This window comes from Flavobacterium sp. PMTSA4 (assembly GCF_032098525.1).
Classification (GTDB): Bacteria; Bacteroidota; Bacteroidia; order Flavobacteriales; family Flavobacteriaceae; genus Flavobacterium; species Flavobacterium capsici.
This window is the reverse complement of record NZ_CP134890.1, coordinates 654,439-668,794: the sequence shown is the minus strand read 5'-3', so window position 1 is coordinate 668,794 and position 14,356 is coordinate 654,439. Positions and strand designations below refer to the sequence as shown.

Genomic DNA, 14,356 nt, shown 5'->3' with positions numbered 1-14,356 from the left:
AAATCATGCTAAACAATAATACTTTAACTAAGATTGTTACAATAATTTTTTTTGTAATAGCTTCTGTTGAAATTATTGCTGAGTATCTTTCGAGTAAATTATTGATTTTAATATTTAAGCCATTAATCCCAATATTCATAATTGTATTGTATTTGTTAGAAAGTAAAAAAAGGAACTTATTGTTTTTGTTGGCGATGTTGTTTTCAATAATTACAAATGTTCTTTTTATACCAGATACAGCTTTATGTCTTTTTTATGGAATAATAGCTTTTTCGATACATAGAATTTTAATTATTGCTGTTTTATTTAGAGTAAATAATAAGCTGGATTTTATTCCGTTGCTTCTCGGTACCGTTCCATTTTTAATAGTTTTCTTTTATATTTTTTATGAAACCGAATCAATACCAAATGATAGTTACTTTATTTTGATTATTCAAAATATTTTAATTTCATTAATTGCTGGATTGGCACTTTCAAACTATATAATGAATGATGACAAGAAAAATTCTATTCTATTGATAAGTGCTTTTCTGTTTGTTCTTTTGCAATTTGTAGTTTTTATTGAAAAATATTTTCTCTACGATGAATTAAAGCAATTATTCAGACCTTTGGCTATGTTATTAAATTCTTTTGCCTTTTTTACTTTTTATAAATACATAGTTGTAACAGAAAAATCAAATAATAATTGATTTTCCTTTGCTTGAAACAGATTTACTATCATCAAAATAAAAATCAACTCTTCCAAGATTTAAGCCATAACATCCAACTTGATTAACTAAAACATCATTATTTTCTATGTTTTTAATAAGAGTTGGTTTGTCTAAAAAAGTATGTGTATGACCACCAATTATTAAGTCTATATCTTTAGTCAAAGAAGCGAGTTTTAAATCACAAATTTTATTTGCATCATTTTTATATTCGTAACCTATGTGAGATAAACATATCACTAAATCACATTTATAATCTTTCTTCAATAATTTTGACATGTCCTGGGCAATTTCAACAGGATTGTTATAAACAGTTTCTTTGTAATTTTTTTTATCAACTAAACCTTCAAGTTCAACACCAAGACCAAAAACCCCAACCTTTATTCCATTTTTATTAAAAAGTTTATAAGGTTTAACATGTCCATCTAGAATGGTATTTTTAAAGTCATAATTAGCAGAAACAAATTCAAATTCAGCATTTGGAAGTTGAGCATACAAACCATTAATTCCATTGTCAAAATCATGATTTCCTATTGTTGCTAAATCATACTTCATCATACTCATGAGTTTGAACTCTAATTCACCGCCATAATAATTAAAATATGGTGTTCCTTGAAAAATATCTCCAGCATCAAGCAATAAAACATTTGAATTTTCTTTACGAATATTTTCTATAATTGCTGCTCTTCTTGCAACTCCACCAGCATTTGGGTTTTTCGGATGATTTGCAGGAAATGGATCAATATAGCTGTGAACATCATTAGTGTGTAAAATAGTTAAATGCTTAGTGTTTAATGTTGTAAAACTACTAAGTGTAACTCCTGTAACTCCAACTAATGCTGAACTTGCTGCTGTTTTTTGAATAAATTCTCTTCTTTTCATTTTATTATGAATTTATTGCTAATTATCTTTTTTTCTTATCCTAATTGATGAATTAGAAACTATTTCGTTATTTTCTTTAAAATAATCAATGATTATATTTCTAAGTTTATAATCTAAGTCATATTTTTCAATTGCTTTTTTAAAAAATAGCATGTTATCGCCACCATTAATTAAATAATCAGAAGTGACTACATAATATGTTTTGTCTTTTTCGAAAGGTTTTCCGTTAATAAAAATATCTTTAGGTAAATTATTTTTATCAATTGTAAATGTCATTCCACTTAAAGGATGCGGTTTTTTTTCTGAAATAATATAATATATCATTTCTAAAATTTGTTCACCTTTTAAGCTTACAACATAGGCAGAGTTTTCAAAAGGCATTATTTCGTATGCTGTTCTTGCTGTAACATTTCCAGCCGAAATAGTAGAACGAATTCCACCATGATTAAGTAAACAGACATCAATTTGTTTGTTTTCTCGTGATTTAAAAACAGGAATCGTTTTTTGTAATGTAATATCAGAAAGAAAATTTCCCATTGGAGTTTGCCATTCACCATTTTTATCAATCGTTTTTGGGGCAATTGCCAATACTTGACTCAAATCTTTATCAATATTTTCTCGGTAAGGTTTTATAAAGTTTTCAATTTCAGAGTCTTCTGAAGCAGTATTTGTGATGCTTATTTTTTCGGCTACAATTTTACTAACAACCTGTTTTTTTTCTGCACAAGAAATTAAAAAAAGAAATGTTAATATTAAAACAAATTGTTTTAAAAGAACGTTAGAGTTTTTTAGTTTTACCATCTTTAATGCTAGTAATTTTAGTAAATTTGTAACTTAAGTAAAAGTACTATGTTTTTGAATCATATCAAGGAATTTATAACAAAAAAAATTGTTAAAAACAGTTTGTCTAATGTAAATAATTCATCCTCTGATATATTAATTAAAAAGGTAGGAATTATTTTTGATGAAACCTATTTTTATGAGAAATCAGATTTAATCAAAGAGTTAACAAAAAATGGAATAAAAGAAGAAGATTGTTCTGTATTGGTTTTTAAAAATCGTTTAAAAAAGAATACAGTTTATGATTATCCTCATTTTACTTATAAAAATTTAGATTGGAATGGCCATATAAGTAAAAAAGAAGTTAAAGATTTTATCAATCAACCTTTTGATTTATTGATTAATTATTATGATACTGAAAAAGCCGCTTTGATGGCAGTATCAAGTCAATCTAAATCTAATTTTAAAGTGGGTTTTTCAACAGTTGATAAAAGACTAAATCATTTTATGATTACTACCAATGCTGAAAATTATAAAGTTTTTATCGAAGAACTTTTCAAATATTTAAAGATTTTAAACAAAATTTAATATGCAATCATTAATTGGAACTGGAGTTGCGCTAGTAACACCATTCAACAAAGATTTATCAGTAGATGTTGATGGTTTGAAAAGAATTGTCAATTTCCAAATTGATAACGGAATAGATTATTTAGTAGTACTTGGAACCACTGCAGAAAATGCTACACTAACAAATGATGAAAAGGAATTGGTAATCAAAACGGTTATTGATGCTAATAAAAAAAGATTGCCATTAGTACTTGGTGTTGGAGGAAACAATACCCAAAAAATAATTGATGAGCTAAAGACCAGAGATTTTTCAGAATTTGAAGCAATTCTTTCTGTTTCACCATATTATAACAAACCAACTCAAGAAGGAATTTATCAACATTATAAAGCCATTTCAGAAGCTTCACCGTTGCCAATAATTCTTTATAATGTACCTGGAAGAACAGCAAGTAATATGTTACCTTCAACAGTTATCAGATTGGCAAACGATTTTAAAAACATAGTTGCAATAAAAGAAGCTGCTGGCGATATTGTTCAGGCAATGACTTTAATCAAAAATAAACCAAAAGATTTTCTTGTAATTTCAGGTGATGATATGGTTACTTTGCCAATGATTTTGGCTGGTGGAAGTGGAGTTATTTCGGTTATTGCTGAAGGTTTTCCTAAAGAGTTTTCAGAAATGGTTCACCTTGGATTGAATAGAAAAGTAGACGAAGCATATAAAATCCATTATCTAATTTCTGATGCAATTGATATGATATTTGAACAAGGAAATCCTGCAGGAATAAAAGAAGTCTTTAAGCATCTTGGATTAGCTGAAAACACTGTTAGATTACCTTTGGTAAATGTTGACGAAAACCTATCTAACAGATTAAAAAATTACATTGATAAGCTTCATAAAAAGTAACGTTTTATCAATTGAAAAAAATATTTTGTATTCCATAATTAATAACTAAATTTGCAGTTGGTTTTTAAATGAGCTAATGCCAATAAAACCAACTGAATAACAACAATAAATGAAAAAAATAATATTCTTATTTGCTTTTGTAGCATTGTTTTCGTCATGTAGCGAGTATCAAAAAGCATTAAAATCTGATGATGTTGCGGTTAAATTTGCTGAAGCTACTAAACAATATGAAGCACAAAAGTATAGTAAAGCAATAAGATTATTTGAACAAATTGCTCCAGCATACAAGGGAAAACCTTCTGCAGAGAAAATGTTTTATATGTATTCTCAAGCACTTTATAAAACAAAACAATATTATTTGGCTGCTTACCAATTTGAAAGTTTTGCATCTCTTTATCCTAGAAGTGAAAAAATAGAAGAAGCTTCATTTCTTGGTGCTAAATGTTTTTCAAAATTATCACCAGTATACAGTTTAGATCAGGTTGATACTTATAAAGCAATTGATAAATTGCAAGACTTTATAGATAAATTTCCAGAATCTACCTATATGGTTGAAGCAAATACAATTGCTAAGGATTTAAGAGAAAAGATTGAAAAAAAGGCTTTTGAAAACGCAAAACAATATAATACTATTTCAGATTTTAAGTCAGCAATGGTAGCTTTAGATAATTTTATAATTAATTATCCAGGTACACCATACAAGGAACAAGCTTTGTTTTACAAATTTGATTCGGCTTATAACTTGGCAATAAATAGTATTACGACAAAGCAAGAAGAACGTTTGTTAGACGCAAAAACTGCTTACGATAAATTAATAAAATTCAATAGTAATAGTGAATTTAAAGGTAAAGCTGATGTAATGTTGGCTAGAATTGAAGACGAATTAAAACAATTTTCTAAAATAAATTAGTGATGGATTTAAAAAAGACAAATGCTCCAGTAAACACGATTACTTATAATAAAAATGTGGTTGAAGAACCAACAGGAAATATTTATGAGGCAATCACAATCATGGCGAAAAGAGCCAACCAAATTAATTCAGAGATTAAAAAAGAATTAATTGAAAAATTGGAAGAATTTGCAACATATAACGATAGTTTAGAAGAAATTTTCGAAAATAAAGAACAAATTGAAGTTTCTAAGTTTTACGAAAAATTACCTAAGCCACATGCATTAGCTGTTCAAGAATGGCTAGATGACAAAATCTACTATAGAGATACAAATCAAGACTAAATAAATGTCAGTTTTAAGCGGAAAAAAAATAGTACTCGGAATTTCCGGTGGAATTGCCGCATATAAAACAGCAATATTAGTTAGACTATTCATAAAAGCAGGCGCAGAAGTAAAAGTTATCATGACGCCTGCTTCTAAAGATTTTGTTACTCCTTTAACATTATCTACGCTTTCAAAAAATCCTGTTTTTTCTACTTTTTATAACGAAGAAGACGAGAATGAACAATGGAATAACCATGTAGAGCTTGGTCTTTGGGCTGACTTTATGGTTATTGCTCCAGCAACTGCCAATACGCTTTCAAAAATGGCAAATGGTAATTGTGATAATTTATTGATTGCAACTTATCTTTCAGCAAAATGTCCTGTTTACTTTGCACCAGCAATGGATTTAGACATGTATAAGCATGAGTCAACTATAAATTCTTTTCAAAAATTAAAGGATTTTGGAAACATAATGATTCCTGCTGAATCGGGTGAATTAGCTAGCGGACTTTCAGGTGAAGGTAGAATGGCTGAACCTGAAAATATTATTTCTTTTATTGAAAATGATATCCAAAGTAAATTACCATTACGTGGCAAAAAGATATTAATTACGGCAGGACCAACATATGAAGCGATTGATCCAGTTCGTTTTATAGGAAATCATTCAACGGGTAAAATGGGGTTTGATATTGCAAATGAAGCATCAAAGTTAGGTGCCGAAGTCATATTGATATCTGGACCAACAAATCAAAAAGTTAAATATCCTGTTCAATTAGTAAACGTAGTTTCTGCACAGGAAATGTATGATGAATGCCATCAATATTTCAATGAAGTTGACGTTGCTATTTGTGCAGCAGCAGTTGCAGATTACAAACCAAAAGTTGTTGCTGACCAAAAAATAAAAAAATCAGATGCTGAATTTTCAATTGAATTAGAAAAAACTAAAGACATTTTAGCGTCATTAGGCAAACTAAAAAGGAATCAATTTTTAATAGGTTTTGCATTAGAAACTGAAAATGAAATTGAAAATGCTAAGTTAAAAATCCAAAAAAAGAATTTAGATTTGATTGTTTTAAATTCTCTTAACGATGAAGGTGCAGGTTTCGGGAAACCAACAAATAAGATAACGTTTATAGATAAAAACTTCAATATTGAACCTCGAGAATTAAAATCAAAAGAACTTGTTGCCGAAGATATTTTAGAAAAAGTAGTTTTAAGTTTTAATAATTAAAACAAAAGTTATACTTTTAATTCCACTCTTTCGTTATACTATAAATAATAAACATGAGAAAAATATTTGGCTTTATATTTCTATTCTTAATAAGTTTTACAAACGCTCAGCAATTAAACTGTACCGTTCAGATAAACACTGATAAAGTAGCAACTACAAATGCTCAGTTGTTTAAAAACATGAAAACTTCCATTTCAGATTTCATGAACAAAACTGATTGGACTGGTGAAAATTTAAAACAGCATGAAAAAATAAACTGTTCCATGGTTATCATCATCAACAGTTTTGAAGACAATAGTTTCTCAGCTTCAATTCAAGTGCAATCTACACGTCCGGTTTTTAATTCTACATATGCATCGCCAGTTTTCAATTATAACGATAATGATTTTGCATTTAGATATACAGAGTTTGAAAATTTAATATTCAATCCAGCTACTTTTGATTCTAATTTGGTTTCTGTACTTTCATTCTATAGTTATATGATTCTAGGATTCGATGGCGACACTTACGCTTTATACGGTGGAACAAAAAACTTCGAAATTGCGCAACAAATTTTAAACACAGCACAACAAAGTGGTTATAAAGGATGGAATCAAGGCGATAGTAACCAGAATCGTTTTTTCTTGGTTAACGATATGTTGTCAGGAACTTTTGAACCTTTCAGAGATACACAATATGCCTATCACAGACAAGGATTAGACTTAATGAGTGATGATGTAAAAATGGCTAAAGAGAATGTAATTAGTGCCATAAATTTATTGTCAAAATTATATTCAGTTCGTCCAAATGCTTTTTTGACTCGTGTCTTCTTTGATGCAAAAGCCGACGAAATTGTTTCTATTCTTTCTGGCGGACCAACTGTTTCCTTATCAACAATGATAGATACTTTAAATAGAATTTCGCCTCTTAATTCTAGTAAATGGGCAACCATTAAAATATAATTTTATTCATTATTAAATCTTTATGATTGCTTCACTTTCAATTGAAAACTTTGCTTTAATTGAAAAATTAGATATTAATTTTTCTGAAGGTTTTTCAGTGATTACTGGTGAAACTGGAGCAGGAAAATCAATTCTTCTTGGTGCTTTGGGTTTGCTTATGGGCAAGCGTGCCGATTTATCTTCATTAAAAAATAACGAAGAAAAATGTGTTGTTGAAGCTGCTTTCCATATTAAAAAATACAATATCAAATCTTTATTTCTTGATAACGATGTTGATTATGAAGACGAAACTATTCTACGAAGAGAAATTCTTCCTTCGGGTAAATCTAGAGCTTTCATCAATGATACTCCAGTAAATTTGAATGTATTACAAGAAATCAGTTTGCATTTAATTGATATCCATTCACAACATCAAAATCAAGAATTGAGTGAAGAGAATTTTCAAATCGAAATTTTAGATGTTTTAGCCAATAATCAGGAATTAATTTCGGAATATCAGTCAAATTTAGAACGTTTTAATGCGGCAAAAAGTAAATTAAAGCAACTCATTTCTCAAAAGAACAGCGCTTCAAAAGAACAAGATTATAATTCATTTTTGTTAGAAGAATTAATAACTGCTAATCTGATTGAGAACGAACAGGAAGAGTTAGAAACAGAGCTTGAAAAGCTAAGCAACGTTGAAACTATTCGCGAAAACATCGAAAAATCGATAGTCATTGCGGAAGAAGAGCAAATAGGAGTGATTCAAAACCTGAAAGAAATCAAATCATCAATCGCTAAAATCGCTTCACTTTCTAATGAATATGCTGTTTTACTCGAGCGAATTTCAAGTACAATTATCGAGTTAGATGATATTATTTCTGAACTAAAATCAGAGTTAGAAAAGGTAAATAATGATCCTGAGCGTTTAGCATTTATAAATCAAAAATTGCAATTGATTTATACCTTGCAAAAGAAACATCAAGTCAATTCTGTTGAGGAGTTAATTGCAATTAAAAATGAATTAGAATCTCAATTCATTTCATCCGAAGACATTGATAATCAAATTCAAAAACTTGAAATAGAAGTCAATAATCTAAAAGAGTCAACCGATAAAATTGCTCAAAACATTCACAAAAATAGAGTAGAAGTAGTCCCAAGTTTAGAACAACAATTAATCAAGATTTTAGAACCATTAGGAATGCCTAATGCACGTTTTAAATTCGAAATTAACCATACCGAAAACTATTTCGAAACCGGTAAAGACGAAATTCAATTGCTTTTTTCAGCCAATAAAGGAACCAATTTTGGTTTGCTCAAAAAAATAGCTTCTGGTGGAGAACTGTCAAGAATAATGTTGGCAGTTAAATCTATTTTAGCACAAACTAAAAAGCTTCCAACCATCATTTTTGACGAAATTGACACAGGTATTTCTGGTGATGTGGCTAATAAAATGGCAGATATCATGAACCAAATGAGTGATGATTTACAACTTTTTGCAATCACACATTTACCACAAATTGCTTCAAAAGGGAAAAATCATTATAAAGTTTTCAAGTACATCAAAAACGAAAATACCTTTACTGAGATTAAAAAACTAAACGAAAACGAACGAATCAACGAAATAGCCGAAATGATTTCTGGAAAAGATTTAACCGAATCCGCCATTAATCATGCCAAAGCGCTATTAAATTAAAAATATAAATTGCTTACTTTTGTAAAGTAAAATTAAAACCCAAAATTATGATTATAGAACCAAGAATGCGCGGATTTATATGTTTAACAGCTCATCCAGTAGGTTGCGCTCAAAATGTAAAAAATCAAATTGAATACGTTAAATCAAAAGGAAAAATCGATGGTGCTAAGAAAGTTTTAGTAATTGGTGCTTCAACAGGTTTTGGTTTAGCATCAAGAATAACAAGCGCATTTGGTTGCGATGCGTCAACAATTGGAGTATTTTTTGAAAAAGAACCTTCAGAAGGAAAAACAGCAACTCCAGGTTGGTATAATACTGCAGCTTTCGAAACAGAAGCACACAATGCTGGTTTATATGCAAAAAGCATCAACGGCGATGCCTTTTCAGATGAAATCAAAAACCAAACAATTGAGTTAATCAAAAAAGATTTAGGACAAGTTGACCTTGTAATCTACAGTTTGGCTTCTCCAGTTCGTATGCATCCAAAAACAGGCGTGTTACACCGTTCTTCACTGAAGCCAATTGGTCAAAAATTCACTAACAAAACCGTAGATTTTCACACAGGAAACGTTTCCGAAGTATCAATCGAACCAGCAAATCAGGAAGACATCGATAACACAGTAGTAGTTATGGGTGGCGAAGATTGGTCAATGTGGATGAATGCAATGAAAGCAGCAGGCGTTCTTGCTGTTGGTGCAACAACGGTTGCCTATTCATATATTGGTCCAGAAGTTACCGAAGCAGTTTACAGAAAAGGAACCATCGGTCGTGCCAAAGACCATCTTGAAGCTACCGCTTTCGATATCACCAAAGACTTAGCATCAATAAGCGGCCAAGCTTATGTTTCGGTAAACAAAGCATTGGTAACACAAGCCAGTTCAGCCATTCCAGTAATACCTTTATACATTTCGTTGTTATATAAAACAATGAAAGAAAAAGGTTTACACGAAGGTTGTATCGAACAAATGCAACGCCTTTATGCCGACCGTCTTTACACCAATACAATTCCTCTAGATGATAAAGGAAGAATCAGAATCGACGATTGGGAAATGCGTGACGATGTACAAGAACAAGTAGCTAAACTATGGAAAGTAGCAGAAACCGAAAATCTTTCCGAAATTGGCGACCTAGCTGGATATAAAAACGATTTCTTAAACCTTTTCGGTTTTGGTTTCGATGGAGTAGACTATCAAGCAGATGCTAACGAAATGACTTTAATTCCAAGCATTCAATAAGAAACTCATTCAAAAGATACATTCTTTTAAACAATAAATAAAATCCCCGATTTCACATCGGGGATTTTTTATTTCTTCTAATTTCATACAAATCCAAATCCTTGAACAGGCGATTGTAACGTTTGAACAGGCAATTGTAATCCTTGAACAGACGATTGTAACGTTTGAATAGGCAATTGTAATCCTTGAACAGGTAATTGTAACGTTTGAACAAGCAATTGCAATCCTTGAACAGGCAATTGTAACGTTTAAATAGGCAATTGTAATCCTTGAACAGGTTAATAATTAATATAAGTTTAACACTTTGTACATCAAAAAGTTAAAATCATCATAAATTATTAATTCTGCTTTAATATTATAAAATAATGGCATATCGCTTGTAGGTTTTAATTTATTAATCAATTAAAATTATAAATTATGTCAAGTACATCCGAAAGAACCTTTGGTTCACGTTTGCAAAATGCAAAAACATTAAAAACCTACATCGTTGGTTTTGATAATTATCAACCAGAATCAGGAGAAAACTCTCCAGAAGATTTACAAGAAACAATCACGATAATTGAAACGTTAAACCCTCAAGTGGAGACTTCCGTTTACAACTATCGTCAAGAAGTTGCAGAAAGAAGAATAATATTTTCCATTGCACCAACATCAATCAAAAAAATTGCAACACCTATCAACGCATATTATAGAGGTAAATTTGGAAAAAATTCTTCTCAATATTTAGCCATTAGTGCATTAGTTGCAAAAATAAGAGGAACCAAACTTGTGCGAACTTCTAAAACAGATCAAGAAACACATAGCACTGCACAATTATCTTACGGTAGTATATTGCAAAATTTTAAAAATATAATTACTGATATCGAAGCATTAGGTGCTGATTATACACCAGCAAATAATGATATAAAACTCGAAAAACTAATTGATATTAAAAGCCTAGCAGAAACAAGAAATGAAAAAGTTTCACAAGCATTTGCAATCATGTCTCCAAAGCAAGACCAGCGTCAGGATGTCTATGATATCCTTTCAAGTAAATCACTGCATATTAAAGACTTAGTTCAATCACAGTATGGTTTTGATTCATCTGAGTATAATTTGGTTAAAGGTTTAAATATTTGATAAATGCTTTATTAAATTGTTAAATTATAAAACTCACAAAAAAATATTTGTGAGTTTTTTTTATTATTTCTACATTTATCAAATTAACTTTTTTAACTAATAACTAATATGAAAAAAATTACTTGTTTACTTTTATTGGTAAGTAGCATGGTGTTTGCACAATTCCCAAACCCCTATTGTGGACCAATAACGTTTACCAACAATGTAGAGCCAATAACCTTGGTTAATTTTGCTGGTATTAACAACACTACTTCAGCGCTCGTAGGAACAGCAAATGGAACTACTATTGTCGCGCATGAAGATTATACAGCTATCACAGGAAATGTAACAGCTGGACAGTCATATCCAATTACTTTAAAAGGTAATACAGATGGTGCTTTTAACACTAATTTATCTGTATTTATTGATTGGAATCATAACAATGTATTTACCGATCCAGGAGAAACCTATAATATTGGAAATATTAATGGTTCAACTGGTGTTGATGCTATTCAATTAGTTGGAAGCATTTCAGTTCCAGGTACTGCTATGGGTGGAAATACTAGAATGAGAGTAGTTAAGAAATATAATTTTAGTACAACTGCTTTTCCTGATTCTTGTAATACAGGTGGAACTGGTTTTGGTCAAGCTGAAGATTATACGCTTTCTGTTACTGCCGTTGCAGCATGTTTAACGGGATTTAATTATCCAACTGTTACAACAACTCCAGGAATATGCGATGGGTTTACACCTAACGAAATTGCAGTTGATAGTTGGGCAGGAGATTATTTTTATGTTGCTGTAACAAGCGGACAAACATATAGTTTTACAAGCTCTGTTGGAACTGATTACTATACATTAAGTACAGATGATGGTGTTACTGCAGTTGCCTCTGGTGTTCAACCTTTAACTTGGGTTTCAAATTTTTCAGGAAATCTTAGAGTTCATTTAAATACTAATTCATCATGTGGTACTCAAGATGCTGAAAGAGAAACTAATGTAATTTGTGGTGTGGCTTGCTTAACTGGTGTTTTATATCCTTCAGCAACTTATAATGTACCGGGTTGTAATGGAACAGTATATTCAATAGATCCATTTTGTTATGCAGGAGAGTATTCTAATGTAAATGTATTTGCAACTAATGCATATACTTTTTCAAGTTCAATTGCAACAGATTATGTTACTATTGCTTCAGCTGATGGGATGACACCTTTAGCGGTAGGTTTAGGAACTGCAAATTATACACCAACAACTGATGGAGTAGTTAGATTTTATTTACATTCAAATAATACTTGTGGTACACAAGCAACAGATAGAGAAAGAAGAGTTTCATGTACAACTTCAGCAACTTTGCCAGGTTGTGCTACAAATCCTTCTCCTGCAGATGGAAGTACTACAGTATCCGCAACAGCTGCGTTTAATATTTCATGGTCAGCACCAACAACTGGTGATCCTGCTACATCATATGATGTTTACACAGGAGATACTCCAACTACATTAGCTTTTGGAGCAAATGTAACAGACACTTTCATAAACAATGTTGGACCTATTGGGGCCTACAATACAACAGTTTACTGGCAAGTAATTGCTAAAAATGCTGCTGGTGATGCTATCGGATGTGCAGTTTGGAGTTTCACAACAGAAGCTTCACCTGGCTATTGTTTGTCAGCTCCAAATGGTCAATGGCCAGGTGGAACTTACAGTTCTCAAGTTTGTGATGGATTAACTGATAATGTAATCACAACTGTTGGTTATGCTGGAGAATATTCAGTAGTTACAGTTGTTTCTGGTGAAACTTATACTTTTAGAAGTTCAATATCAACAGATTTTATTACAATTGGTAATTCTGATGGAGGAGTTGCTTTAGCTTATGGTCTTACACCTGTGACCTGGGTTTCTGATCAAGATGGTGAAATTAGATTCTATACACATACTGATGATCAATGTGGAGACAATACAAATAGTAGAATAAGATCTTTCACATGTGGTATACCTTCAACAGATTCTCCTGACTATGTAAGTCTTCAATGGCCACCAACAGCAACTATTGATCAAGGAGGCGATGTTAATGTTTACGGACAAGTTTATGAAGGAGGTTTAACAGATGTTGTGCCTAATATTGATGGTCAAGCACCAGGTATTAATGCTTGGATTGGAATAAGTGATATGAATACAAATCCTAACACTTGGACAGAATGGACACCAATGACTTGGAATGCAGGTAGCATTGGAAATAATGATGAATACCAAGCTAATATTGGTGGTACTCTAGCTCCAGGAACATATTACTATGCAACTAGATTTAATTTAAATGGAGGTGCATATGTATATGGTGGAATTAACCAATCTAATCCAAACAATGGAAACTTCTGGGATGGAACAACTTTTGTAAACGGTATTTTAACGGTAAATCCTCCTCCAGCTCCTGCAAATGATGAATGTGCTGGTGCAGTAATGTTAACAGTTGATGATACATTCTGTAACGGAACAAATACAAATGGTACAAACTTAGGTGCTACAGATTCAGGTCTTGGACTAGCAGATTGTTTTAATTATGGTCAAAATGATGTTTGGTATTCATTTACAGTGCCTTCTGATGTAGCTACGGTTGATATTTCTACTGATTTTACAGGTGGAACGCTTTATGATACAGAGGTCGCACTTTATTCTGGTGTATGTGGATCACTTGTAGAATTAGATTGTGATAATGATGGTGGTACTACAACATTACCTAATGGTTTTTCATGGAATTCATTAATACTTGACTCACCAGTTGATGCAGGTGCTACATACTATGTTAGAGTATCAGGATATAGTGCTAACGATGTTGGAACATTTTGTTTGAGAGTTTCAAGAAACCAAGATTTATCTAATGGAGATTTTTCAAACAATTCATTCTCTTTCTCTCCAAACCCAGTTAGAAATATTTTAACTATAAACAATGGTCAAGAAATGACTCAAATAGAAGTTTATAATTTAGTTGGACAAAAAATTAAACAATATGATGTGAATACAACATCAGCTCAAATTGATATGTCTAATCTTCAAACTGGAGCATATTTATTGAAAATTACATCAAATGATGCTGTAAAAACAATAAAAGTGTTAAAAGAGTAAA

14 protein-coding genes are annotated in these 14,356 nt (G+C 31.1%); 11 read left to right on the top strand and 3 right to left on the bottom strand.

The window, feature by feature from the left end:
- The first annotated feature begins 5 nt into the window (after window positions 1-5).
- Window positions 6-689, top strand: coding sequence for a lysoplasmalogenase family protein (locus RN605_RS03170; protein ID WP_313322150.1), 684 nt, complete (start codon window positions 6-8; stop codon window positions 687-689).
- Here RN605_RS03170 and RN605_RS03165 read toward each other — a convergent pair.
- The gene (locus RN605_RS03165) at window positions 675-1,589 is read right to left on the bottom strand and encodes a bifunctional metallophosphatase/5'-nucleotidase (protein ID WP_313322148.1); all 915 of its coding nucleotides are present in this window, start codon (window positions 1,587-1,589) and stop codon (window positions 675-677) included. The two genes, RN605_RS03170 and RN605_RS03165, sit on opposite strands and share 15 nt — an antisense overlap.
- An 18-nt stretch (window positions 1,590-1,607) precedes the next feature.
- Window positions 1,608-2,390: a 5'-nucleotidase gene (locus RN605_RS03160; protein ID WP_313322146.1), complete on the bottom strand. Its 783-nt coding sequence runs from the start codon at window positions 2,388-2,390 to the stop codon at window positions 1,608-1,610.
- 48 nt (window positions 2,391-2,438) lie between these two features.
- On the opposite strand from RN605_RS03160, the gene RN605_RS03155 reads away from it, so the two are divergent.
- The 8 genes from RN605_RS03155 (at window position 2,439) to fabV (ending at window position 10,140) form a co-directional block, all read left to right on the top strand.
- Window positions 2,439-2,957, top strand: coding sequence for a DUF6913 domain-containing protein (locus tag RN605_RS03155; RefSeq protein WP_313322144.1), 519 nt, complete (start codon window positions 2,439-2,441; stop codon window positions 2,955-2,957).
- 1 nt (window position 2,958) lies between these two features.
- Entirely contained in the window at window positions 2,959-3,843 is an 885-nt protein-coding gene (dapA, locus tag RN605_RS03150) for a 4-hydroxy-tetrahydrodipicolinate synthase (protein ID WP_313322142.1), read from the top strand.
- 109 nt (window positions 3,844-3,952) lie between these two features.
- Window positions 3,953-4,753, top strand: a complete 801-nt coding sequence (locus RN605_RS03145) for an outer membrane protein assembly factor BamD (protein WP_313322140.1) — start codon at window positions 3,953-3,955, stop codon at window positions 4,751-4,753.
- A 2-nt stretch (window positions 4,754-4,755) separates the two neighbouring features.
- Window positions 4,756-5,076, top strand: coding sequence for a DNA-directed RNA polymerase subunit omega (locus RN605_RS03140; protein WP_313322133.1), 321 nt, complete (start codon window positions 4,756-4,758; stop codon window positions 5,074-5,076).
- Window positions 5,077-5,080: 4 nt separating this feature from the next.
- The gene (gene coaBC, locus RN605_RS03135) at window positions 5,081-6,289 is read left to right on the top strand and encodes a bifunctional phosphopantothenoylcysteine decarboxylase/phosphopantothenate--cysteine ligase CoaBC (protein ID WP_313322131.1); all 1,209 of its coding nucleotides are present in this window, start codon (window positions 5,081-5,083) and stop codon (window positions 6,287-6,289) included.
- A gap of 53 nt (window positions 6,290-6,342) precedes the next feature.
- On the top strand, window positions 6,343-7,230 hold the full coding sequence (gene porD / locus RN605_RS03130) for a type IX secretion system protein PorD (protein ID WP_313322129.1): 888 nt from the start codon (window positions 6,343-6,345) through the stop codon (window positions 7,228-7,230).
- A gap of 22 nt (window positions 7,231-7,252) precedes the next feature.
- Window positions 7,253-8,905, top strand: a complete 1,653-nt coding sequence (gene recN / locus RN605_RS03125; protein ID WP_313322127.1) for a DNA repair protein RecN — start codon at window positions 7,253-7,255, stop codon at window positions 8,903-8,905.
- 47 nt (window positions 8,906-8,952) lie between these two features.
- On the top strand, window positions 8,953-10,140 hold the full coding sequence (gene fabV, locus RN605_RS03120) for an enoyl-ACP reductase FabV (RefSeq protein ID WP_313322124.1): 1,188 nt from the start codon (window positions 8,953-8,955) through the stop codon (window positions 10,138-10,140).
- An 83-nt stretch (window positions 10,141-10,223) separates the two neighbouring features.
- Here fabV and RN605_RS03115 read toward each other — a convergent pair whose 3' ends face one another.
- On the bottom strand, window positions 10,224-10,379 hold the full coding sequence (locus RN605_RS03115) for a hypothetical protein (RefSeq protein ID WP_313322122.1): 156 nt from the start codon (window positions 10,377-10,379) through the stop codon (window positions 10,224-10,226).
- A gap of 178 nt (window positions 10,380-10,557) precedes the next feature.
- Here RN605_RS03115 and RN605_RS03110 point away from each other — a divergent pair, with 178 nt between their 5' ends.
- Together RN605_RS03110 and RN605_RS03105 are read left to right on the top strand one after the other, a co-directional pair.
- Window positions 10,558-11,259, top strand: coding sequence for a hypothetical protein (locus tag RN605_RS03110; protein ID WP_313322120.1), 702 nt, complete (start codon window positions 10,558-10,560; stop codon window positions 11,257-11,259).
- Window positions 11,260-11,367: 108 nt separating this feature from the next.
- Window positions 11,368-14,355, top strand: a complete 2,988-nt coding sequence (locus tag RN605_RS03105) for a T9SS type A sorting domain-containing protein (RefSeq protein ID WP_313322118.1) — start codon at window positions 11,368-11,370, stop codon at window positions 14,353-14,355.
- Window position 14,356 lies beyond the last annotated feature (1 nt).